This window comes from Coraliomargarita sinensis, from assembly GCF_003185655.1.
Taxonomy (GTDB): Bacteria; Verrucomicrobiota; Verrucomicrobiia; order Opitutales; family Coraliomargaritaceae; genus Coraliomargarita_B; species Coraliomargarita_B sinensis.
This window is the reverse complement of sequence record NZ_QHJQ01000004.1, coordinates 271,384-297,304: the sequence shown is the minus strand read 5'-3', so window position 1 is coordinate 297,304 and position 25,921 is coordinate 271,384. Positions and strand designations below refer to the sequence as shown.

At 56.6% G+C, this 25,921-nt stretch carries 10 protein-coding genes; 8 read left to right on the top strand and 2 right to left on the bottom strand.

From position 1 onward, the window contains the following. The first annotated feature begins 194 nt into the window (after positions 1-194). The gene (locus DDZ13_RS07760) at positions 195-11,030 is read left to right on the top strand and encodes an Ig-like domain-containing protein (RefSeq protein ID WP_110130869.1); all 10,836 of its coding nucleotides are present in this window, start codon (positions 195-197) and stop codon (positions 11,028-11,030) included. 845 nt (positions 11,031-11,875) lie between these two features. Continuing rightward, complete coding sequence (locus DDZ13_RS07755) at positions 11,876-12,484, top strand: PEP-CTERM sorting domain-containing protein (protein WP_110130868.1); 609 nt, start codon at positions 11,876-11,878, stop codon at positions 12,482-12,484. 495 nt (positions 12,485-12,979) lie between these two features. Here the strand turns inward: DDZ13_RS07755 and DDZ13_RS07750 are convergent, their stop codons facing one another. Further along, a complete protein-coding gene (locus tag DDZ13_RS07750) occupies positions 12,980-14,029 on the bottom strand; it encodes a substrate-binding domain-containing protein (protein WP_146209298.1) in 1,050 nt (349 codons plus the stop codon). Positions 14,030-14,567: 538 nt separating this feature from the next. On the opposite strand from DDZ13_RS07750, the gene DDZ13_RS07740 reads away from it, so the two are divergent. Next, a complete protein-coding gene (locus DDZ13_RS07740) occupies positions 14,568-15,470 on the top strand; it encodes a sugar phosphate isomerase/epimerase family protein (RefSeq protein ID WP_110130865.1) in 903 nt (300 codons plus the stop codon). Positions 15,471-15,496: 26 nt separating this feature from the next. Here DDZ13_RS07740 and DDZ13_RS15330 read toward each other — a convergent pair whose 3' ends face one another. Continuing rightward, positions 15,497-15,703, bottom strand: a complete 207-nt coding sequence (locus DDZ13_RS15330; RefSeq protein ID WP_233246119.1) for a hypothetical protein — start codon at positions 15,701-15,703, stop codon at positions 15,497-15,499. A gap of 91 nt (positions 15,704-15,794) precedes the next feature. On the opposite strand from DDZ13_RS15330, the gene DDZ13_RS07735 reads away from it, so the two are divergent. The 5 genes from DDZ13_RS07735 (at position 15,795) to DDZ13_RS07715 (ending at position 25,854) form a co-directional block, all read left to right on the top strand. Continuing rightward, positions 15,795-17,426, top strand: a complete 1,632-nt coding sequence (locus DDZ13_RS07735; protein ID WP_158279834.1) for a sialate O-acetylesterase — start codon at positions 15,795-15,797, stop codon at positions 17,424-17,426. Positions 17,427-17,755: 329 nt separating this feature from the next. After that, positions 17,756-21,541, top strand: a complete 3,786-nt coding sequence (locus DDZ13_RS07730) for a DUF6288 domain-containing protein (RefSeq protein WP_110130863.1) — start codon at positions 17,756-17,758, stop codon at positions 21,539-21,541. 49 nt (positions 21,542-21,590) lie between these two features. After that, positions 21,591-23,789, top strand: coding sequence for a sialate O-acetylesterase (locus DDZ13_RS07725; RefSeq protein ID WP_110130862.1), 2,199 nt, complete (start codon positions 21,591-21,593; stop codon positions 23,787-23,789). A 211-nt stretch (positions 23,790-24,000) separates the two neighbouring features. Further along, positions 24,001-24,750, top strand: coding sequence for a hypothetical protein (locus tag DDZ13_RS07720; protein ID WP_233246118.1), 750 nt, complete (start codon positions 24,001-24,003; stop codon positions 24,748-24,750). A gap of 312 nt (positions 24,751-25,062) precedes the next feature. After that, a complete protein-coding gene (locus DDZ13_RS07715) occupies positions 25,063-25,854 on the top strand; it encodes a PEP-CTERM sorting domain-containing protein (RefSeq protein ID WP_110130860.1) in 792 nt (263 codons plus the stop codon). Positions 25,855-25,921 lie beyond the last annotated feature (67 nt).

Sequence of the window (25,921 nt, the reverse complement as noted above, 5' to 3'; positions counted from 1 at the left end):
CGACATGTTTTAAGCCGCAGGAAGTGGAAGAAGATGCAGGTTATCATTATGGCTTCTTGCTCAAAGCATGACCGGAAAGATACGAGCAAGACTGACAATAATATCTCGTATTAGCTTAGGTTGGAATCATTCATCTAATTCAAGTTTCCAGGTCTGATCCTACAAACCTTATCCTAAGTCTACTTCCCCTAACTATGAATAAAGTATTCTCCTTCAAGAGAACTCTGTTTCTCTGCTTCCTGCTGCCATTGTTTTCAATCGTGTCCCACGCGACACCGCCGGATTTGACCAATGGTGGGGTGCCGGACCACGATTACCGCTACAACCTCGGGCCGACGGGCATGCGGGGCTACCTCTATCGCCCCATTCGCGACAGTCGCCAGATTCTGGTGACCACGGTTGAGACCGGCTCGCCTGCGGATGGCATCCTGGCCGTGGGCGATGTGATTCTCGGGGCGGATGGAACCGGGGCCGAACCTGTGGAGTTCACTTCGGATGCGCGCAAGACTCTGGCCCTCGCGATCGGGGATGCGGAGGCCAATAATCCGGCTGTGCTCAAGCTGCTGAGATGGCGGGATGACATCGTTACCACGGTAGAGGTGCCGCTACAATATCTCGGAGCCTATTCGGCCACGGCGCCCTACAACTGCGCCAAGTCGGCAGCCATCCTTGAGAATGGGCTCGATTACATCATGGCCAATGAAGACGCCGGGAAGTTTTCCATGGCTGCGCTCGCTTTGCTGGCGGCCAACGATCCGTCGAATCCGAAGAATGCGGCGCGCCAGAGTCAGGCCCAGACCTATGCCACCAGCTTGATCGTGGATCAGGCGAGGATTGATTTCTGGAAGTCCGGCGATATCGACAGGGAAAGTAAAATTTCCTGGAAGCTCGGGCATGAATTGACCGTACTCACGGAATACTATCTGCAGACCAACGACGCCAGCGTGTTGCCGACCATTGAGGCGATGGCGATCCAGATTGCGAACGGCACCAGCTTGTTCGGCACCATGGGCCACCAGCTCACCGGCAAGGCCGCGGATGGTTCCCTCAACGGGCCCTATCGGGTCGGCTATGGGGTGATCAACTCCACCGTGGTGCCCTGTTTTATGGGACTGCGCCTGGCCAAGGAATGTGGCATTTCCGTTGCGGAGGTCGATGCCGCGATCGACCGGATGAGCAAATATGTCGGATACCATGCCGGCTGGGGAAGCATGTCCTATGGCGAGCATGAGCCAACGACGCAAAAGCATGCAGGCAACGGCAAGTCAGGTGCCGCGGCCCTGGCCTTTGCGCTCGATTCTACACGGGATTTCGAGCGCACATATTTTGCCAAGCTTTCGGTTGCCAGCGCCAAAGAGCGCGAGAGCGGTCATACCGGTCCTTTCTTCAATTTCCTGTGGACACCCTTGGGTGCCAACGTTGGCGGCGAAGAGGCTGCGGCCGCCCACTTCAGTGAAATCAGCTGGCTGCTGGACTTTAACCGGCGTTGGGATTGGGGCTTCGACTACGATGTGAATGATTCAAGCAACAGCTTGCAGTGGAAAGATCAGTTTTGGATGTCGACGCCAGCCCTGCTGACCTATGCGATGCCCCTGCGTCAGTTGCACATTACCGGGCGCAATCAGGACCCGGCGGATTGGCTGAGCAGTGCCGAGGTCGCGGATGCCCTGTTCTCGGCTAGCTTCGATGCATCCGGGCGCAGTAGTAATGATCTTCTGAGTGATTTGAACAGCTGGTCTTCAAATGTGCAGCAAAAAGCTGCCAATGAACTGGCCAGCCGTACTGCCGAGCACGCCACGCTTCTTCCGACATTGCACAGCATGGCGACTGATCCGGATGGGGGTAGGTCGCGCGCAGGGGCTTGCATGGCTCTGGGGGGAATTGCCGATGACAGCAGTGCGTCGGTGCTCGCTGGGCTGCTGACCGATGCGGATGTCCGCGTCCGCCTTGAATCGGCGAAAGCGATGCAACAGTTGTCACGATCGGCCAACTTGACTGTACTGGACACCATCCTGTCGGCAGTTGCGACCACGGCCAAACCGGCGCTTCCGATCGATCCTGAGGATCCGCTGCACCATGCCCACGGACAGCTATCAAGATTGCTGTTCAATTCGGATGGCACGTTCGGCCCCCAAGGCGTGATTGCCGGAAACCAGCTTGATGGTGTCGATCGCAACCTGCTGTATCCTGCGATTCGGGCGGTCGCTGAGCATCCGCAAGCCTTGACGCGCAACTCATTGGTGCAAACCTATCCATCCCTCGCGCCAGAGGACTTTGAGCCCATGGTGGGAACGGTTTTGAAGTCCGCCATGAGCGTGGTTCTGGCGGATCGAATGTTTGCCGGAGCCGACCGTAAGGCAGCCATCCAGTATCTCCAAGCCAACGATGTCATGGATGGGGTTCCGGCGAGCATTTATTTGTTCAATGATTCGGTCGAAAGAACGGGTGCGGTCAACAACCTCGGCAGCTATGGTGCCTCGGTTGACGATGTGACCCCGTCGGCTGATGTGGAATTCTTCCTCAAGAAACTCCTCACCGGGGGTTATCAGGCTGCAGCCCAGGCGGCGCTGGACGCGATCGCGGCCGACAGCGATCCGGAGTCGCTGACGTCATTGAAACGCTTTGATTCGGTCAGCGCGGATGATTCGCAGCTGACCCTTCCCGCGGACCAGACGCAGTTGCATGCAACCGTCACCAACCTCGGGGAAGTCGACACCGTTTACACCTGGCGCAAGCTTCATGGTGCGGGCAACGTGACCTTCAGTATTAATGGAACCACGGCCAGTTCCACCACGACCGTTCAATTTGATGGAACGCCCGGCAAATACACCTTCGAAGTGGTGGCCAGTGATGAATACGAACTCACCGAAGTCTCGGAGACGGTGGCCGTCACCTTGTATGACACCGACGGCACGCTGCCTGCGAACGACCCGCCCGTGGCCAATGCGCAAACTGTCTCAGTGGCTCCCGCTGTGCGTGCAGCGATCACCCTCGGCGGTAGCGACCCGGAAGGTTTGCCGCTGGTCTATTTCGTCGCTACTTCTCCGAAGCATGGAGTACTGAGTGGCACGGCACCCAATTTGATATATACTGCGAATTACACCTACACGCTGGGGTCGGATAGCTTCGATTTCATCGTGATGGACAGCGAAGGAAATACGGACACTGCCACGGTGACAATCAACGTGGATCCGGACGCAGGCATCGAACAGTACGTCCATGAGCCATTTGACTATCCGGTTGGTCTACTCGCCGGTAATACCGGGGGAACCGGTTTTGTGGGTGCGTGGGCGGACGGTCCCGAACCGGGAACCGCTTCGATTTACGATGAGACGACTGCGGTTACCCCTGTGGACACGGGTTACGGGACCCTGAGTTGGGACGGTGTGCTGGATAATATGCCACGCACCCAAACCGGTACGGCCAACTTTGTGGGTGGAACCGCGAATGACGGGGATAAATGGGAGTCCTACCGCACCTTGGCCCAGGATGCGGGCACAATGGCGGGTGCCGACGGCGTCCTGTGGGTCAGCATGTTGTGGCACAAGGAGGGTTGGTCATGGGGGCAACATGGAGCCCTGGCCTTGGCGACGGACTGTTTCAAGTCCAAAAGCAGGGCGCTGGATACCAGCGGCAGCTATGGAAGCGGGGCAGGTGATGGCCTTGGATTGGCATGGTCGGGAACCAACACAAAGGACTATAGTGTCGCCGTATTCAACGGTGGTTCTCAAGTGGATCTCGCAATACGGTCGGGTCAATTAAACAAGGATTACCTGCTCGTGCTCAAATTTGAATTCGGTGCGACGGACAAGGTTTCGGCCTTTGCCTTTGAGGAGACGACCATCGTTGACGAGGCGGTCTTCGAGGCGTATGCGGTGACGGCGACCGGGGTGGTGGATGAAAGCACCTTGAATATCCTGACCTTCTCGAATGTACGCGGGGATCATGCCTACGATGACATTCGTGTGGGCAACACATTGGCGTCGGTGGCGGCATTTGCGGAGAACAACTACGATGTAACTAGTCCCACTCCGGATCCGATGACCTTTGATGTGGCACCGGTCGCACAGGGGTATTCCAGCATCACCATGACTGCCACGACGGCCAGCGATCCCAGTGGTGTGGAATATTACTTCACCTGCACTGCGGGAGGCGCGCCGGATAGCGGCTGGCAGGATAGTCCGATCTACACGGTGGATGGGCTGACACCGGAAACGGAATTTACATTCACCGTGGTGGCACGTGACAAAAGCGTGAACAAAAACATGACAGCGCCATCAAGCCCGTTGAGCGCAACAACCGAGAGCCAGTCTGATTTGTACGTGCACGAGCCGTTCGACTATCCGGTTGGCCCCTTGGCTGGGGCCAGCGGTGGGGTAGGTTTGAGTGGCGCTTGGGCCGATGGCCCCGAATCGGGAACCGCCTCGGTTTACGATGAGACGACTGCGGTCACTCCTGTGGACACGGGTTACGGAACCCTGAGTTGGGACGGTGTTTTGAACAACCTTCCTGACACCCAAACCGGTACGGCCAACTTTGTGGGTGGAACCGCGAATGACGGGGATAAATGGGAGTCCTACCGCCCCTTGGCTCTGGATGCGGGCACCCTGGCGGGTGCCGACGGAGTCTTGTGGGCCAGCATGCTGTGGCATAAGGGGAGCTACTCGTTCGGGCAGCATGGAGCGCTGGCCTTGACGACGGACTCTTTCAAGTCCCGAAGCACGGCGCTGGATACCAGCGGCAGCTATGGAAGTGGGGCAGGCGATGGCCTTGGATTGGCATGGAAGGGGTCCAATTCAACGGACTACAGCGTCGCTGTTTTCAACGGTGGTAGCCAAGTGGATATCGCACATCAGCCGGGTCAAGGGGACAGGGATTACGTGGTGGTGCTCAAGTTTGAATTCGGTGCCACGGACAAGGTCTCGGTCTATGCCTTTGAGGAGTCGGAGACTCTCGACGAGGCGGTTTTTGAGGCCAATGCAGTGTCGGCAAGCGGGGTGGTGGATGAAAGCACCTTGAATATCCTGACTTTCTCGAATGCACGCGGGGATCATGCCTACGATGATATCCGCATCGGAAAAACATTTGCCACGGTGGTCGGCGGGGATTCAACGGGGGGCAACAACGCTCCGGTGGCGGACGACCAGTCGGTCAGCACGGACGAGGACACATCCGTTGCGGTGACCCTGACGGCCACCGACGTGGACGGCGACCCGCTGACTTATGCCGTTGTGACCGGACCGGCTAACGGTACGCTCACCGGCACGGCTCCAGATCTGACCTATGCGCCGAATGGTCACTACAACGGCAGTGACAGCTTCACCTTTAAGGCGAGCGACGGTACGGTCGACTCGAATATCGCGACGGTCTCGATCACGGTCAATGCGGTCAATGATGCACCGGTCTTCACCAGCGATCCGTTCAGCACGAGCAATGCGACCCAGAATGCGGCCTACAGTGACACGATTGCAGGCAGCGCAACGGATGTGGATGGGGATACCCTGACCTACGCACTGGTCAGCCCTGTGACTTGGTTGAGTGTGGCCAGCGACGGAACGCTCAGTGGCACGCCGACCAGCAGCGATGTGGGGACGAACAGCTTCACGGTGAGTGTGAGCGATGGAACCGCAACTGCGGTTGAGGCCACGCTGAACATCACTGTGATCAATACCAATGATGCCCCGGTGGCCAATGACGACTCGGCAACGGTCGACGAAGACGGCTCGGTGGCCATCACTCTCACCGCCACCGACTTGGACGGCGATCCGCTGACCTACACGGTGGTGACCGCTCCGTCCAATGGTACTTTGAGCGGCACGGCTCCGGACCTGACTTACACGCCGAATGCGGACTACAACGGTACCGACAGCTTCACCTTCAAGGCCAACGACGGCACGGTGGATTCAAATATCGCGACGGTCAGCATTACAATCAGCGCCATTAATGATGCTCCGGTCGTACTGGCCGGTGATGCTCAAACCGTGACCCTGAGTGAAGGACCGGTTGCGACGGGCTGGAGTTTCGCCCCTTGGACAGGCGATGCGGATGCCGACATCTCCAGCGCTTACACCTACACCGTTGCGCACAACTTCGGTAACAACCATGGCGGTCCTGTGACCGTGAATGGTGTGGCCTTCGAAGAGGCCTTCGCCAGCTCGGGAACGGGTTGGACCATCGCCGGAACTCAGAGTAATTGGAATGGTGATGATGACGCCCTTATCACCGACGGTAGCGAAGACCTTGCGGAGGAATTCGTCTACAATGGCGATCCACGAACCGTAACCTTGAGCGGTTTGACCGTCGGCGAGACCTATCAAGTCGATTTCTATAGCGTCGCCTGGGAAGACGACGACCGTATCCAGACATTCAGTGCCACAGGCGGCGAATTCATGGATATCAACCAGTCGGTCTATGGGAATAACAACGGCATCCGTATCACCTGTGTCTACACGGCGACAGCCACCACTCAGGAATTCACCATTACGCCAGCAAGCGGGAGTACCTTCCACCTCTATGCCATGACCAACCGGGTGACTCCAGATACTGTAATCACTGCAGTGGCCACCCTCGATGGAACGGTGACGGATGCGGATGTGGGTGATATCGTAACGACCACTTGGAGCACCTTCTCTGGGCCCGCCACGGCAGTCTTCGGAGACGAAGCTGCGGTGGATACCACGGCGTCCTTCGATACGGCAGGCACGTATGTGCTGCGCCTGACTGCGGACGACGGAACCGTGCAGCCCTTCGATGATGTGACGATTACAGTGGAGGAGGACACCAGCAATACCGCACCGGTGGCCAGTGACGATTCGGTGACCACGGACGAGGATAGCGCTGTCGGGATTACGCTGGTCGCGACGGATGCGGACCCGGGTGATACGCTTGCCTACTCGGTCGTGAGCGGTCCTTCCAACGGCACGCTCAGCGGTACGGCACCGGACCTGACCTACACGCCGAACGGCGATTACAACGGCAGCGACAGCTTTACCTTCGTGGCGAACGACGGCACGGTGGACTCGAATATTGCCACGGTAAGCATCACGGTCACGGCTGTGAATGATGCACCGGTTGCCAACGATGACTTGGCAACGACTGCTGAAGACACGGATGTCGCGATCACGTTGACCGGCAGCGATGCGGATGTCGGCGACACGCTGAGCTACTCTGTAGTTACTGGCCCTGCCAATGGCAGCTTGAGCGGCACGGCTCCGAACCTCACGTATACGCCAAATCCGGATTATAATGGTTCCGACAGCTTTACCTTCGTGGCCAACGACGGTACGGTGGATTCAAATATCGCGACGGTGAGCCTCACGATCAATCCGATCAACAACGCGCCGAGCGTCGATGCGGGTACGAATCAAACGGTCAGCCTGGATGGGGCGAGTGGACCCTGGACGCCTACGGACATCACGACGACGGCATGGTATGATGCCAGCGATGCCTCAACGATCATTGAGTCCGCGGGCTTGGTATCCCAATGGAATGACAAGAGCGGCAACGCCAATCACATGAAACAGGCCAGCGCCTCCAGTCAGCCGGTCACCGGAGCTAGAAGCATCAACGGCCTCAACGTCATGGACTTCGATGGTGCTGATGCGTTGCAGGAGGACAGCAATGCTTTTGGTGCCACGATTGACGATGCCTTTGTCTTCATGGTTGTGCAGCGGGATCGTGCTCAAGAAGAGCGGGAAGACTTCTTTGAACTCAACCCAGACTGGTACCTCCAAACCTGGGTCTGGGACAATCCGGATGCCATGTTCCGCTTTTACAGCAACGGCACTGCGGTGAGTCTAAGAAATTACGTTCCCAACACCTCAGGTGTGACGACCCTCCTGGGCGCTTATGATTCGACCACTGAGGACATCAAGCAGCTGTGGGTGAATGGCGTCAATGAAGCTGAAGGTGTTTCTGCGGGAGTGACCACGACCACATCCGGGGTCATGATCGGTGCTGGCGGAACGACCGACGATTTCGACGGGGCGGTTGCGGAGTTCATTACCATCGGCAGTACCGTCAGTGCAGAGACCCGCCAGAAGATCGAAGGCTACCTCGCTCACAAATGGGGCTTTGCCGCCAGCCTGCCAGCAGGTCATCCCTACAAGGATGCCGCTCCACAGGGCAACCTTGCTACCACTGTCGCACTTGACGGCACGGTGAGTGATCCCGACGTGGGCGATACAGTGACGACAACCTGGAGCGTCTCGAGTAGTCCGGCTTCGGTGTCTTTCGACGACGCTTCAGCAGTTGATACCAATGCGAGCTTCGATACGCTAGGAGACTATGTGCTGCGCCTGACCGCAGATGACGGGACGGATCAAAGCTTTGATGAAGTGACCATCACCGTAGCGGGGCCAAACACTGCACCGACTTGGACGGCTAATCCGGTTGATGAGGTCGATGCGACCGAGGATGCGGCCTATAGTAGCACACTCGCCGATGATGCCAGCGATGCGGATAGTGATTCGTTGACCTACGCCAAGGTGAGTGGCCCGGCTTGGTTGACTGTCGCCACTAATGGTGACCTCAGCGGCACACCGTCGAACAGTGATGTGGGCGCCAACAGCTTCACGGTCAGTGTCAGCGATGGTGCGGCTCCTGCGGTGGAGGCGACCCTGAACATCACGGTCATCAACACCAACGACGCACCGGTCTTCGCCGCCGACCCGTTCAATGCGGTCGATGCCACCGAGGACACACTTTACAATGCTTCGATCGCCGGTTCAGCCAGCGATGCAGACAGTGATCCGTTGACCTACGCCAAGGTGAGTGGTCCGGCCTGGTTGACTGTGGCCACCAATGGTGACCTCAGCGGTACGCCGTCCAACGATGACGTAGGATCGGTGCCCTTCACGATCAGCGTGACCGATAGCATTATTGCCACGCCAATCGAGGCCACGTTGAACATTACGGTGAATAATACGAACGATGCGCCAATCGCGAATGATGATTCGGCGGCATCCGATGAAGACAACGCAGTCGCGATCACGCTGACGGCCAGCGATGTGGATGTCGGCGACACGCTGAGCTACTCTGTAGTTACTGGCCCTGCCAATGGCAGCCTGAGCGGCACGGCTCCGAACCTCACGTATACGCCGGTTGCGAACTTCAACGGCTCGGACAGTTTTACCTTCGTAGCGAACGACGGCACGGTGGACTCGAACACCGCGACGGTCTCGATTACAGTTAACGCGGTCAACGATGCGCCGGTCGCCCACGATCAATCGGGTACAACCAACGAAGACACTGCGGTTGCAGTCACGCTGACGGCCAGCGATGTCGAAGGTGATGCGCTGACCTATATGGTTACCGGGGCCCCGACCAACGGTACCCTCAGCGGCACCGCCCCGGATCTGACCTACACTCCGAACGCCAACTATAACGGCAGCGACAGCTTCACCTTCGTGGCCAACGATGGCACGGTCGACTCGAATACCGCGACGGTATCGATTACGGTGAACGCGGTCAACGATACGCCGGTCTTCACCAGCGATCCGTTCAGCGCGGGCGATGCGACCGAGGATGCGGCCTACAGCGACACGATCGCGGGCAGCGCAACGGACGCGGACGGAGATACCTTGACTTACGCCCTGGTCAGTCCGGCGACCTGGTTGAGCGTGGCCAGCGACGGAACGCTCAATGGTACGCCGACCAATGATGACGTTGGAGCAAATAGCTTCACGGTGAGTGTGAGCGACGGCACGGCTCCAGCGGTTGAAGCCACGCTGAACATCACAGTGATCAATACCAATGATGCATCGGTGGCCAATGACGACTCGGCAACCGTGGACGAAGACAGTTCGGTGGTCGTTACGCTGACCGCCACCGACGTGGATGTCGGCGACACGTTGACATACACGGTTGTCACTGGTCCGACCAATGGCAGCTTGAGCGGCACGGCTCCGGACCTGACCTACACGCCAAATGCGGACTATAACGGCACGGACAGCTTCACCTTCACGGCGAACGACGGCACGGTCGACTCGAACACCGCGACGGTCTCGATCACGGTGAACGCGGTCAACGATACGCCGGTTGCGGACGACCAGTCGGTCAGCACAGATGAGGATATTGCTGCTGCGGTCACTCTGACGGCCAGCGATGTGGATATCGGTGATACGTTGACTTACAGCGTGGTCGCCGCACCTTCGAATGGTATCCTGAGCGGTACGGCTCCGAGCCTGACCTATACGCCGAACAGCAACTACAACGGTACGGACAGCTTTACCTTCAAGGCCAATGACGGCACGGTGGACTCGAACACCGCGACGGTCTCGATCACGATCAATCCGATCAATGACGCGCCGGTCTTTGCCAGCGATCCGTTCAGCACGGGCGAGGCGACCGAGGACGCAGCCTACAGCGATACGATCGCCGGAAGTGCCAGCGATGTGGAAGGCGAGACGATCACCTACGCCAAGGTGGACGGTCCGGCCTGGCTCGCAGTGGCTTCTGACGGAACCTTAAGCGGTACGCCGGGCAGTGCGGATGTGGGCAGTAACAGCTTCATGGTCAGTGCCAGCGACGGTACCAATACGACCCCAGCGAATCTGAATATCGAAGTGTTCGGACTGGTCGTGGAGGATTACGCTTACGCGGAGACCCTGATCGACGGCACTGTCAGCGGCACGATCACGGATACCTTCAGTTCGGACAACAACTACGAGACCATCACCGAGGAGGAATCCAACGGTAAGCCGACCGACCGCTACAGCTTTCTCGAACACAAGTGGGAGTTCGATGTGGCCGGAGGCACGACGGTAAGCTTCAACGTGGAGGCGCATCACAGCGCCAACGGGGAAGGGGATAACTTCACCTTCGCTTACTCAAGCACAGGCGTGGACGGCGTCTATACCGATATGCTGACGGTGACCAAGACAGCGGATGACAACACGGCGCAGAGCTTTACCCTCCCGGGTGGCACCAGCGGAATCATTCATGTCCGGGTGCTCGATACCGACACCACCGCAGGCAATCGAACACTGGATACACTGTCCGTCGATCAGATGTACATCCTGTCGGAATAATACACGAATGGCGCTAAGTTAAGGACTCAAAAAGCGTGATTCATCCGAGTGACCCCGGATGCTGCGACTTGTATAATATACCATGTTGAAAAGGAGCATCGACAGTCAGTAGGGAGGCTTGCCCCCTTTCGAGGTTGCGACGAGATCCGCGTCGGCCCCACCTTTGAGTCGGTGGTCGGGCAGGGGAAACAATACCGAGGCGTCTCAAGTAGTGAGCTACTAGGAGTAAACGGAGTTGAGGTCTCTGCATGGATATAGCTTCCAGAGTGTCGGTGGCATCGAATTCGGCAGGTAATTTCTGTTTCACACGTTTCATTTATTCTTTCACAACCGCTCCCATGCTTTGCTTTTCAGGCTATGCAGGACAGGTCGCTAGAGAGCCCCGACCTGGCTTTTGTGGCGGGCGGCATCCATAAACTGCCGATCATTTACCGACCAACTGGCCAAACTGCCTGAGGCGGTGGCCCATGCCGGCTTTGCCTCCTCGGAGGGCCTCAAAGCCATGGATCGCTGGCACTTCGATGCCCAGTGTTAAACTCCTTGGTCTGAGCTGCGCGGAGCATATTTCTGCACTGCAAGCCACCGCCAAATGAAGGTTAATGTCGGGCAACCCCACCTGACCCAAAAGATACGGCCAACTTTTTGTTTTTTTTATGGATGAGCGAATAAGGTTTTTTAATAATACCCAGTTAGTTGCATTTATACCCGAAATTTAACACGAACGAAAAAAAACCATGAAACTAAAATTAGCTACCTTACTCACGTGTTTAGCCTTTAGCCCAGTTGCATATGGGCAGTTGATTAATATCAATTATTTACAATTTACAGGTGGCACTCAAAGCCCCGTGAGTGAGGCCGAACTTTTCGGCCCTCCAGGGGGTGCCAACACCAGTTGGAACCAATACGCAGACGAAGACACCTCCGGAACTGTGGTGGATTCGACAGGCGCCAGTACGACGGTTCAAGTTCTTACCGATTTCTCAGAGGGTCGGGGTGGTAGTAGCTCTGATTTAGGTGTCTTCAGGGGGAGCCTGACCGACTTCGGCCGGGGCGAAACACGTAACGTCGATATCAGTGGCTTGGCTGCAGACGGCCTTTACGACATCTGGATCATGGCTTATCGGGATAATGGCACAGCGCGTGAGCGCCTTGGTGGTTACTGGACGGCGAACAACACCACAGCATCTGCCACCACCCAGTTACTGAGCAGTTACAATACTCGCAATGGGACAACTTTCGAGGAAGGTGTGAATTACATTGTGTTTGAGGATGTGGTAGCCGATGGAGCAGGAACGATCTCTTTTACAGGCGTAGGCGGAAAATCTACCGACCCGGACTTCAATGATGACGTTCGTCTTGGCTTAAGTGCACTTCAAATTCAAGCCGTCCCGGAAGCCTCCACCTTCGCCCTGATCGGCCTCGCCGGTCTGGCGCTCATCCGTCGTCGTCGCTAAGGCAGTCGATCTATTCATTTTAAAGCCGCTGCAATCGCAGCGGCTTTTTTTATTAGTTCTCACAATCGAGCATGAGCCAACTGTTGTAGGCGCTGTCTGCATAAAGCACTCCATCGGCCGGATCTACCAGCGCCCGGATTGCCTGAGAGTCGTGTGTGTTGGCTTCAGTGACCTCCCAGCCAGCACGTCTACCTAAACGCAGAATGCTCTAGCCCAAATGGGAATGGGTTAAATTGTTCGGTTTGGAGTTCCGCGTTTAGGCGGACTCTCTCTTGCTTTGAAACGGCTAAAGGCAGGACTCCAACGTTACCTATAAAACGTTTAAACCATTCTCGGCGTTGCTTAATCGAGTGCCATTCGGGCTAGCATTCAACTTCCGCTCAACCAAAGCACGGGTGCGAAGACAGTTTGGAAGGCAACCGGCTGAGAAGTCTTATCCGTATGCGCCCTTCTCGAAGAAAAGATACATACTTCCGCCCAAAACAATATCAGTCGCTATTTGAGGGCGCGTACTGTCTCACCGGGCACATATCTGACTTTGGAATAACTCTGGCGGCGATCATCGATACCCGAGGTCACGTGATCGACCCATTTTACAATACGCCTGACAACGGGCCCAAGCTTCCAGTCCAGATGAGCAACACTCGGCCTGTACCATGTGAAATTCGGATCCGGATCGGTACAAACGAGTGAGACGTCTTGAGGGACTTTAATATTGCGCTGGCCGAGAAAATAATAGGTCGAGTGGAATAGTACTGGCTGATCCAGAATGAGCGCTGTTGGCGGAGTGGCACTGAAGAGAGAATGCAGCAATCGCTGAAATCCCTCAGGAGTTTCATCCCAATCAGGCAGATTGAATTCTCCTCCGGGGATACCGGCCTCACGAAGTGCTTCAAGGAATCTGGCGGTTGGCTTCGACGGATCTGGAATCCGCAAATGCCGTGCACAGGCAAGGACGATGCGATGATGTCCCTTTTGGATGAGCATCCGAGTCGTTTGCTTGTAAGCAGTTGCCTTATCCGGACCGGTTGCAGCTATCGGAAGTCCGACATGTCGACCGGCGATCGCGAAAACCTTGATTTTATTGTCCAGGAACCACTGCAGTACTTCTTTTGAAGCAGCGTAGACGATCCACATATCCGCATCGACGTTCCGGACTATCTTTTTGATACGGGTCGTTTTCATCCCCAGTTCATGGAGCCCTTTGGAGGGAAAGGTCACCGTATATCCCAATCGTTCCAGCTCGTGCCGCAGTTCATACTCAAGGGACAAATCCAGACTCGAATAGTACAAGACCGCAATGCGAATGGCTTGGGTGCGCTTGCGGTTTTTTTTCAGATTGATCAGGCAACTGCGCCCTTGCCCCTGAGGCACAAGCGACCCTTCTTTTTCCAGAATATCGAGGGCGCTCTGTACGCTGCGGGGGCTCACGCCAAGTTTTTTCGCTAAAGCATCTCTGCCCGGCATTTCATTGAGCCAACGCCCTCTGGCCATTTCGTTACGCAAGTGGTTGGCCACCTGTTCGGGTATCGTGTAAGTCTTCACGTTTATGATGTAGGATAGAACTGCTCTTAGCTTTATGTTTTTTTTGAATGCTTACCCGGGAGCAAGAAATTCAAAAAATTGCCATGCAGCAAGATGGAACTCCTCTTGGCCAGGCATGCGGTCAAAGTTTTTATCCCGAATGAGCGCTTCTTCGAAGTGGTATAATTTTTTCGTCTCGGAAACATGATTCATAAGATACGAGATGTTGATCTTTATAATTCTAGACACGCTACCGAGGTACAGCGACATTACCGTTTTCTTTAAGCCCGAAACCAAATGTAAATTATGGCACGCGATCCCGGATATCCAGTCACCCATGGGCTTTATTGGGCAATCTGTATCGATGGTCGTATCGATGGTGTCTCTAGCTGCAATCCGATGCGTCGGCTCGTCCGGGAGGAGCTGATAAAAGCAATTTATTGTGAGTAGAACGCAAATTCCTTTGCCGCCCCATATGGATATGACTGGATTCCACAATTGATTCATAAGTCACACAAACCCATCGCGCCCGAAATAGATGCCGCGACCCAACTGAAAAATGAAAGAGCCCACAAACAATCCTCTCGAACGACGAAAATTTATCCAATCCGGCTTGGTGGCCGGTCTCGGCCTGCCATTCTTCGGTTGCCAAAGCCTCGCAGGCAACAAGGCAAGCAAAGGTCCGCTCTTTACAAAATTCGGGATCAACGCCCCCTTGGCCAAGGCTGCGGCGGTGGCTGAACAGGGTGCCGAGTTTCTCTTGTTGCGTGTGGATCGTTTCCTCAAGCCCAAAGAGCCGGTCGAAGCGTTTGAAAAAGAACTGAGGCAGCTGGAAAAATCACCCATCCCCGCGCTCAGCTGCAACAACTTCCTCAAGGGGCCGGAACTGCGTTCCGTTGGTCCGGAGGCGAAGATGGAGAATATACTCAAATTTTCCAAAACCGCCTTTCAGCGGGCCAAGCGGGCAGGGGTCCAGCGCATCATTTTTGGGAGCAGTGCCTCACGCAGGATTCCCGAAGGCTGGAGCAAGGCTCAGGCCGACGAGCAGTTCATCGCTCTGCTTCAACGGATGGGGGACATCGCCGGGGACGAGGGCATGATCGTCGCGGTCGAGAACCTGCAGGAGCGGGAATGCAATTATCTTAGCCGCTTCCATGAAGTCGGCGAGATTGTGACCGAGGTCAACCATCCGCACATACGTGCCTTGGCCGATATTTACCACAGTTCCAGTATGCAGGATCCACCCAAGTATTTTCAGAAGTATGCACATCTTGTCGAGATGGTGGAAATCGCCGAGTCCAGGGGGCGCACCGTTCCGGGGATTGAGGGGCAGGACTTCCGCCCCTATTTCAAGGCACTTCGCCAGGGCGGCTATCAGGGACCTATCGAGATCGAGGGCAGGTGGACCGAAATCGACCAAGTGGGCAAGGCCTTCGCCACGATCCGCGAGCAGTCGGCTTAGGCTGTAAGAAGTCCGATCATAGTATTTTATCCTTCAGGCGGCGGACCAATGGTGACTCCATCTATAAATTCAGCCTTGGTAAAGCTGCTGCGCCGGTCGCCGATCCCACGAGCCATGTTATTGACCCAGCGCATGATGCGGCGGACGACGGGCTGATAGTCCCAGTGAAAGTGGGCGACTGAAGGCTGGCGCAAATGAAACCCAAAATCCGAATCCGTGTGAGGCAATATCAACGTCTTTTTTCCTAATCCGGATTGACCTTGCTTCCTTCCGGTTTGTTCGGGGCGGCTCCACAAATAATGATATAATAGTATGCTAAAAAATGTGATTCAACGATTCCGAAAACTCTCACCCGCCTGTCTGGCTCTGCTTGTGACGGCCCCAATGCTCTCGGCGAATGAAGCACCAGGTCAGGGGGAAAAACTGAAGATCGTCTTCCTGATGGGGCAGTCGAACATGGTGGGCCACTTCCATCCCGGGACGGGCTGGTACCTGACCCAGCCAGTGTATGTTCCGCCCGCCAGGACGGCGACTGCGAAGAGTCGCTATTTCAACTGGAAGGAGTTCTACTGGTCGGGAATCCGTTTTGCCACGGGCTCAGAGGCGTACAACGCCAGGGGCAAGGCCCTGATTGAGGAGCGCAGTGAACTGCGACGGCTCTGGCGCTCGAGGTATTATGATAATTTCAGCCGCAGGGCTGAAAAAGAAGGGAAGACGCTCGAGAACAACGATTGGAACACAAACGAATGGGGTCCGCCTCCCCAGCTTCAAGAACAATTCAAAGGCATGGGTACGAGACAGTTCATGACCATCTTCCTCCATCAAAAGGCGGAGGAAGCGGGTCTCTACAAGCGCATGGCCGAACACATCGAGTCACCGGAGAACAAGCTTCACCCGGAGAAGGCACTGCAGTTGATCGCCAAGCGCGATGAGGGGATCGCGGGCGATCTCAAGCGCGTGCGCGATTTGTTTCTCAACGGAGCAACAGCGGAGGATTATCTCGCCCTGGAAAAACAACTTGCCGGGAGTCCCCGGCCGAAGGCGGAGAACCGCCTGGAGCATGCCAAGTTGCTGGAGGATGCCATCAACCTGCCGATTGCCAAGCGGACCTACATCACGGCTTTCGGCGAGGTGGCCGGAAAGAAAGTGAAGGATGCAGGGGTGCAGTACAGCTCTGTGACTCACGGCCCGTTGACCATTGGCTACGGTAAAGGCCCGTCCCGTGTTGGTCCCGAATATCCCTTCGGTATCAGTTTCGAGGATCTGGTCGATGGTCCGGTGCTGCTGGTCAAATGCGCTTGGGGAGGCACCAGCTTGCATACTGACTGGCGTCCGCCCTCACTGGCGACCGACGACAAGCCCATGGGCGATCGCCTGCGCTGGGCGCTGGGTCACATCCGCGAGGTGCTGGCTGACCCCGGCAAATACCATCCTGATTATAATCCGGAAGTGGGTTATGAACTGGCCGGCCTGGTCTGGTTTCAAGGCTGGAACGATGCGGGCAACGAGGACTATGGCAAGCAACTGGTCCACTTCATCAAGGACTTTCGCCAGGCAGTGAAGGCACCCGAATTGCCGGTGATCTGCGGCCTGCTGGGCCACCAGGCCTGGGCGTTCAATAGCTTCAATGGCGAGGTCAACAGCGGCATGCTCCATGCCGCAGAGCACCCGGAATTGAAGGGGCGTGTCGATCTGGTCAATACCTTGAAATACTTTCCCGTTGAGCTCGGTATGAAGCAATCGGTTGCCGCTGCATACGGCAAAGAGAGTGAAGCATACAGGGAGGCCGAACGGATCATTGGTCGCGCCACCAGCAAGGACCCCACGCATTATCATGGTGCGGCGAAGTTCGCCTACCTGACAGGCGATGCCATGGCGCGCAAGCTCGTGAACCTGCTGCAGGGTAGCACGCCGTCGATTCACCAAGAGGCTAAGGCGATACAGGACAAAAACTGATCGGGGCAGGGAGGAGCGTCGCAGCGAATACCAATGACTGACTCGATCGGCTCATATCGATTGAAGACTTGATAAAAGAGTAGGGCGTCATGCCCTCATGCGTCCGGCACGTTAGGCAAGTATCGCGGAGCGCAGAGGGCTGCCGTCCCGACCTGTTTTGCCAGTAATAGGTGAGCGTTGGTATCGTACAATCCGCCTAACATGATAGAAAAGATACGGGATGGTGGGTGAAGATAATCTGGAACACTGTTTAATTATACCCGATCTAAAAAGACGGCAAGGAGTCGCATTCCAAAGGTTGCGACCCATCGCCATGAAATCCATCACTCGTGAAATCCTTATTCATCACCCGTTTCCTTTTTCTACTCACCCTGTTCAGCCTGTTGCTTCCTACCCGGGCTGAGGACGGTCCGAAGCAGCCCATTCCCGATCTGACTCAAGGGGGAGAACTGACCCGCAAGAATGAGCGCCAGATCGGCCCCGTCGGGCTACATTGCGCCGCTTGGCGCGCGCGGCAGCGCACACAGGAAGGCAAGTTTGTGCGTCAGATTCTGGTGAAAAAGGTCGAGGAAGGTTCCCCGGCCGATGGGGTGCTGGAAGTGGGCGACGTGATTCTGGGCGCAGATGGGACCGGAGCGAAAGAGGTGCCGCTTCTTCCCCTGGGCCAATATGTGTGGATTCCCATGGCCAATGCGATCAACGAGGCGGAGGCCCGCAACCCGGCCATCCTCAATCTGCTGATCTGGCGTAAGGGCGAGACCAGGACCGTGCCCATCCAACTGGAATACCTGGGCCGCTACTCGGCCACCGCACCCTACAATTGCCCCAAAAGCCGGAACGTGCTCCGCAAGGGCATTGCGGCATTGGCCCGGCAGGAAAAAGTCGACTCGGTCGGTTTTGGCATCCTTTGCCTGCTGGCGGCCAACGATCCGACCAACCCCGACAACGACAAGCATCAGGCACTCGCCAGAAAATGGGCTCACGAAATCAAGATCGGTGATGATGGCGCCTGGCATTCCGGTGCGAAGTTGATCTCCCTTGCCGAATACTACATGGCGACCAAGGACAAGAGCATCTTTCCCAAGCTGGTCGAACTGGCCGAAAGGCACGCCAGGGGGGTGAGCTGGTTTGGCACCACAGGCCATGACTTCTGCGAGCAGCTTCCCTCAGGCGGTAACGGGAGGATCGGTGGCTATGGGCCGATCAACTGCAGTTCGGCCCTGGGCTATCTCGGACTGTCTCTGGCGCGCGAGGCAGGGGTGAAAAGCGAGATTGTGGAGAAATCCCACAGGGTCCAGGAAATCTACTTCGGTCATCATGCCTTCAAGGGGACCCCGCCTTATGGCGAGCACTCCTACGGTATCATTGACGGTCTTGGTGACTATAACGGCAAGTGCGCGATGCCCGCACTGGCCCTCTCCCTGGAAAAGGACCAGGCGGATAAGGCCAAGTTCTTTGCCAGAAAGGCTGCGCTCTCAACCGACGGGAAGCGCGGTTATGCTCATGGAGGTCCATTCTTCGGACAGATGTTCCATCCCCTGGGTGCCGATGTCGTTGGCCCCGCGGCGGCCAACCTGCAATTTCGTGAAATCCGCTGGCACCTCGATTTGAAGCGTAGCTGGGACCACAGCCGCATCTACGACGCACGTAGCAATCCTTACGAGGATTTCAGCTATTGGGCCACCGCCATGCTCGCCTATGCGCTGCCCCTCAAGCAGCTCGTGATCACCGGGCGGGACAGGGATCCGGAGCTTGAGTTGAGCCGGGAGGAGTTCCGCGAGCTGCTGATGGCCAAAAAATTGGATCCGGCCCAAGCTACGGATGCTCAGTTGATTGCGGCCATCCCAGGCTTTCAGGGCATGATGAGGCATAAGATTGCGAATGAACTGTCCGGGCGGATCCTAGCGAAGTCGGATCCATCCGAGGCCGCCGCGCTGATCGATCAGCTGCTGGCCATCGTACTGGATGAGTCGGCGCCGATCCTGGCGCGGGTCGGTTCCTGTGCCGTGCTGATGAGGGTGAAGCAAAAAGCCAAGGGTCCGGTGAAGTCCATGAAGAACGAGGAGGTTGCCAGGGGCATGGTCTCGCTTCTACAGCACGACACGGCATATATCCGCTTTGCCGCCGTCAAGGTGCTGGGCGCACTCGATCGTAGCGAGGCCAGAGAACATCTGGATGCCGTTATGGAAGCGATTGTCGCGATTGAGCGACCCACTTTCCCGGTCGATGAGGAAGATCCGCTGCAGTGGTCGCATGCATTGATGTCCATACTTATCGCTGACATCATCAATGATACGGGACTTGAAGGAGTGGATCGCAGCAAGCTCATCCCCGCCGTTCGCTCCATGCTCAGGACTCCGTCCGGGATGGCGCGCGCGGAATCGGCCCAGATGCTGAATAAGCTCGACAAGCAAGAGACATTAGCGGTTGCCGATCTCGTCGTGGACAACATCGAGACGCCACCCCCGGCGGATTCCATGTTCGGCCGGGGTGCCCCGCCCGCGGCTCAGCAAGCCCTGTCCAAGCATCTCTTCCAGGAAGCCTTGCTTCTGGGCATGACCCATGATGCCACCGCGGCGATCAAAAAGAAGGTCCCGCAGAAGTTCGGAAAAGCTGCGATGGGCATGGGGTCGACCTACGATCTCATGAATAAGGTAGGTGAGTTGTTGCTGATCGATACCGTTGACGTCAGGGAGCTGGTCGATGTGATCCAGAATGGAGAAGCGCCCGAGGAAGTCGACAAGTTGATGGTGATCAATGACGTCAAGGTGGAGCATGAAGCGCTGAAACTGCCGGACGACAAGACACGCATCGTGGTGGACGCCACCAATTATGGTGTGCGCGATGAGGAAAAAACCATCTATACCTGGCGAAAACTCTATGGGGCGGGTGAAGTCACTTTCACGCCGAACGCCTCAGCCGGAGCCAAGGCGATGACGATCACCTTCACCGGCAAGAAGCCCGGCAAATACGCCTTTGAGGTCGAGATGACCGATTCCCTGGGCTTGTCCGTGGTGCGCGAAGTCATCCACGTCGACCTCTACAACGCCGCCGGAAAGATGCCCGCCAATCAGCCACCACAGGCCGTGGAGCGACACTGCGAGGTGCGGCCCGGGGAGCCGATGACGTTCACGCTGACCGGATCGGATCCGGATGGTGATGCGCTCGGCTATGTCATCAAGAAGCAGCCCGAACACGGCCGGCTGACCGATGTCAATGGTCGCGACATTGAGAACCGCATCGCCATTGATGCGCCTCTGGTCTATACGGCCAACTTCGGCTTCAACGGCTTCGACCATCTCGAATACATTGTTATGGACGGCCAGGGCAAATCGGCAACTGGCAAGCTGGGCTTCAAGGTGTCCGATGAGGATGTCGGTGTTGCGGTCTACGAGCCTTTCAATTACCCGGCGGGTGTGCTTGACGGGAAAGAGGGAGGTGGCTCCTTCGGCTTTGTCGGCCCGTGGATCGTGGGCAAGGAGGGTGGCTCCGACCACTATAAGGTTTCGGTCAGTGCGCACAAGGTCACCCAGACTCCCTCGATTCAATACTCCAGCCTGCCCGCTTCTGGAGGTCACATGGTGGGGCACCGGCACCGGAGTGCGACCCGCAAGCTGGATCCCCAAGTGCTGGCCAAGCACAAGCTGCTCGATGATGGTGGCGAGCTCTGGTTCAGCCTGATGATGGTGAGGCCCGAGGTGAGTTTCGCACTGAGTGGAGCCGATACCAGCATTGGTTTCAGTGGCGACGCCCGCAAACGAACCATCTTTGCCACATTCAATGGCGAAAGGACAGGGGAGAACCGCAACCCCTGGTCGCGCTCCCAGGACCTCCGTTTTAGTAAAACCGCGCCCCACATGATTGTCGGCCATTTCACCTGGGGCAAGAGCGGGGCGGATCCCGACAAGATGGAAATCCACCGTGTGTATGATGCGCCGATCTATGGTCCGATGTTGCTGGAAACCCCGGTTTGCGTGGTGGAAGAAGCCTTTGATCAGAGTGCGCTCGATACGCTGTACCTCTTTGTGGATGGTGTGACGGCCGAGACGGCCGATGAAATTCGCATCGGGCCCACGCTGTCCAGCGTGATGGTCGGCACCGTGCCGCTCGACTAAGAACTCATCCTCGCCGGCCTCATTCAATCTCTCGAAACTGAACGTAATCATGAAAAAACACTTCACCCAATCACTTCATTGCCTGACTCTGTTGGCGGCCTCGCTGTTGATGGCGGCGCCACTTCAAGCCAGGGAACCCGTCAAAATCTACATCCTCGCCGGGCAGTCCAACATGCAGGGCAAGGCTAGTGTCGAAGGGGATGGAGGCAACTCGCTCCGCTCCCTGGTCAACAACGCCCCGGAAAAGGAATTTCAGTCATTGGTCAATGACGATGGCGAGTGGGTGGAGCGTGATGACGTCTGGATTCACTACGATTCCCATCCTTGGGGAGATCTCCGCCACGGTCCCTTGAAGCCGGGTTATGGTGGCTCGGGCAGCCAGATCGGTCCCGAACTTGGCTTCGGTCATGTGATCGGCGATGCCACCGGGGAGCAGGTCCTGCTGATCAAGGTGGCCTGGGGCGGCAAGAGCCTCAACTACGACTTCAGCCCTCCCAGTGTGGGCAAGTATCCCGAGCCGCTCACGCCGAAAGACAAGGGCTACTACTACCAGCAGCTGCTCAAGGTGGTCCGCCAGGTCATTGAAAACATCGACAGCTTCTTTCCCGACTACGAAGGGCAGGGGGTCGAAATCGCCGGCTTCGGCTGGCACCAGGGATGGAACGACCAATACGGTGATGGGGTCCCGGAAAGCTACGAGGCCAACATGGAAGCCTTTATCCGGGACATCCGCAGCGAGGAACACGGCCTCGGCATTCCCAAGCTGCCCTTCGTGATCGCCACCAGCGGCAACATCGGTGGCGAGAGTCCGATCAAGGACGGCCAGCGCGCGATGGCGGACACAGGAAAGTATCCCGACTTCGCCGGTAATGTGGCCGTGGTCGACACCGACAAGCCCTACGGTCCCGACAAGATGCAGTTCAAGTTCGGCAAGGATGGCAAGCCCACCGAAAAGGTCGACTACCACTGGAACAGCAACGCCCGCAGCTACTTCAATATCGGCCGGGCGATGGCCTCCGAAATGCAAAAGCTCGACGAGCCCAAGCTGCCCTCCCACCTGGTGGCTCATGGCACCGAAGAGGGCGTCCAACTGCTCTGGCAACTCGGCAGCGAGAAGCCCAGGGGCATTGACATCCTGCGCAACGGCAAGAGCCTCGGCGCCGATCTTTCCCCGACCCAAACCACCTACCTCGACACCGCAGCCCTGCCGGGTGCCAACGAATACAAGGTGGTGCTCAGCCTGCCTTCCGGAAAGCAGGAACTCAGTGCCTCCTGCGACACCTCACCCACCGACTTGTTAGCCTACCGCAGCATGGACGGGGTGATGCTCAGTTGGGAGGCGCGCGGTCCTTACGATGGCTTTCTCGTTGCGCGGGATAACAAGCTCATTGCGGACGATATTCCCGCGGATGCACGCAGCTTTGAGGATACGGAGGCGCCTGCCCGGGGTAAGGTGACCTATGCGGTCAAGCCGACTCCCGGCGACGCGACGCCGGCGACCGTGGTGGTGAACCGCGGACCGATCGATCCCAAGGGAGCATTGATCTACGAACCCTTCGACTACCCTGCAGAGGTCGGAGAGGCTCCCTTGCTCACCGGCAAGAGTGGCGCCATCGGCACCAAGGGCAGCTACGTCTTCATCGGTTCAGAGGAAAAATCGGATCGGGCACCCGCCACCCTGCCCAAAAGCATCGCTTACGGGGAGCTGCCCGTGACCGGCAACCGCTGTGCCACGCACCGCTGGAGCGGAGGCGCCTACATCGAGCTCGACGGAAGCCTTAAGGAGGCCGGCCTGCTCGAAGACGGCGCCACGATGTGGATGAGCTATGTCTTCGTTGTCAGCGACATTGCCGGGCAAGAGCATCGCTCGGGGGGTGGTGGAGCGGTGACCCTGCGCAGCGAAGACATGCAGCAAGGAGTCGGCATGCGCGCTGGTAGGCGCGAGTATGAGACGGTCATGGTTCTCGACGGCAAGGCGAGAGGGGTGCGGATTACCAGTATCCGTCAGGACAACCCCACGCTGGTCGTGATCAAAATCACCTGGGGCAAGGACGGCGAGAACGACACCCTCGAGCCCTACTTCGTCGGCCCCGACCTGGTGCTGCCCGACAAGGGAGGACGCAACTTCAAGCCGCCCGAAAACATCGACCAGAGCAAGCTCAGCCGTCTGGTGCTCAGCGGCGAGGGCCAGTTCGACGAAATCCGCGTCGGGCCGACCTTTGAGTCGGTGGTGGGGAAGGGAAGATGAGCAAAAAGATACGAGTGGCTTTTTTATTTTTTTTTGACGGAACTTTTAAGGAAGTAAATACTAACGTATATTTTTATTAAATCGCCGCCCTATCCTCATAAAATCATATATAACTACCTTACCCCGGCGGCTACGCCGCGAAAAGCGAATTTCTATCAGTAAACATCCCCATTATAATATGATTCTTTCATTCAAATTCAAAGATCGTTCAATGAAGCTCCTCTCCGTTATCACATCCGTTTTTCTTGCTTGCGCACTGTCAGCCCATGCTTCGGTGGTTTTCGTGGACCCGGGATTCGACGGTTCCTTTGATGACGACGGCAACGGAACCCAGACCCTTCAGACTAGCACCGGAGAGTGGCTCAACGACGTAGAAGTCGAGTATGAAAACTGGGTCATTGCTGATGGTGCTGCGAACCTCGGCGCAGACACGGTCGATGGTACGGATAGAGAGAGAGCACGCGCACTGGCCCAGTCGGTTTTCGACAACCAAACCAACACTGGGCTCTTCAACTTCCAGTTCGACATCAAAATATCGGCGACTCCAGTTGCAGGGAATGATGATCTGGCGGTGTACCTGCTCGGGTGGAATGACGGCCAAACTTCGCCGCAGGTCGATCTGGCCAATAGCAATGACGCCTACCTCAATCTCGTCTTCATCAACGGCGCAAGCTCTCTGCTGGGCGGAAATGAAATCATCCTCGTCAATGATGGGGTCACCGCAGCGGCCACCGATTTGGGAATTGCCGCCGACAATACTTTCGACTCGGTCAGTATCGAGGTCGACTTGGGAGTCAGCGGATACGATTACTACGCCGTGGTTTTCACCGGTGAATCGGACAGCGATGTGGAATTCAGCATCGACAATGTAGGACTGGTTGCAGTTCCCGAGTTGTCCGCCTTCGGGCTGCTCGCTAGTTGCTTCGGTCTGGCTTGTGTGATGGTCCGCCGTCGTGGCTAAGTTTGAATGCAGGTATCTTTTGCGAGCCGGGGCAGTTTCGTCCCGGCTTTTTTGTTCCTTGGCTCTGGCAGAATCGAGGCCTGAAAGGTTCAAATCTAGCATCTATATGACTTACCAACGGCTTATGAAATTATGAAAAAAATCGCGTCGGCCCGACCTTTGAGTCGGTGGTGGGAAAGGGAAGATGACCTAAAAGATACGAGTGGCTTTGTTTTTTTATCATGGACGGGACGTTTGGTGGAAGTAAACATTACGTTAGTTTTAATTTAAACCCAACCCATCCCAAACCAACTCAATATAAAAATAACGTATATGAAAATATTAACTAGGTACCCATTACTCGCCGCCTTAGGTGCCACCGCTGCGCTTAGTAGTCTATCCTTCGTTGATGCCGCTTCCCTCTCTGTCACGGACAGCTTCGTCCTCGCCGGCCGCGCTTCGGGCGGAGCCCTCGACGCGAACGGGTCGTATGTTGGATACGACGTTTCCGTCTTCAATTCCGATGCCTATATTAAGGACTTCACAGGAGCCACCGTTGTGGACCTGACCGGCACGGTGGTCGATTATGATCTCTCGGCCGCTAGCTACAAAGGAACTGCATCAAATATTGGTGCTCTCAGTGCTGACCCAGGGTTTGGGACACGAGGCGGTTTCGATCTATGGACGTCAAGTCTGGATCCAAGTGTAGATCCTGCGATTGCCACAGGCGGATACAATGATTCGTCAAGCACTCCGAAGTGGTCCGGCTCCATAGACATTACAAGTCTTACGTCCGGCACGGTCTGGGTATTTACCGGTGATTTCTTAGGAGATATATCTCTGAATGCAACAATGGTGGATACGGATGGTATTCTCAGTGATTTGGTGATGGACGAGTTTGTCCAAAACCCCGTTCAGGATGGAAATGGCGATGATGTTCGCCAAGTCCAGTTTGCATTCAAGATGGATTTTGCCGACGCCGCGGATTACGAGACGATCAACTGGTCGAGCGACAGTGGAGCCTACTTTACTGGTCTGGCTCTTACCGCAGTTCCGGAACCCTCCGCAGCCCTGCTCGTCGGTCTCGGCGGCGCACTGCTGCTATTGCGCCGCCGTCGCGCCTGATCGCGGATCCCGCGCCGACTCCAATTTCCAAAACGCCGACCGGTTCCTCCGGTCGGCGTTTTCGTGT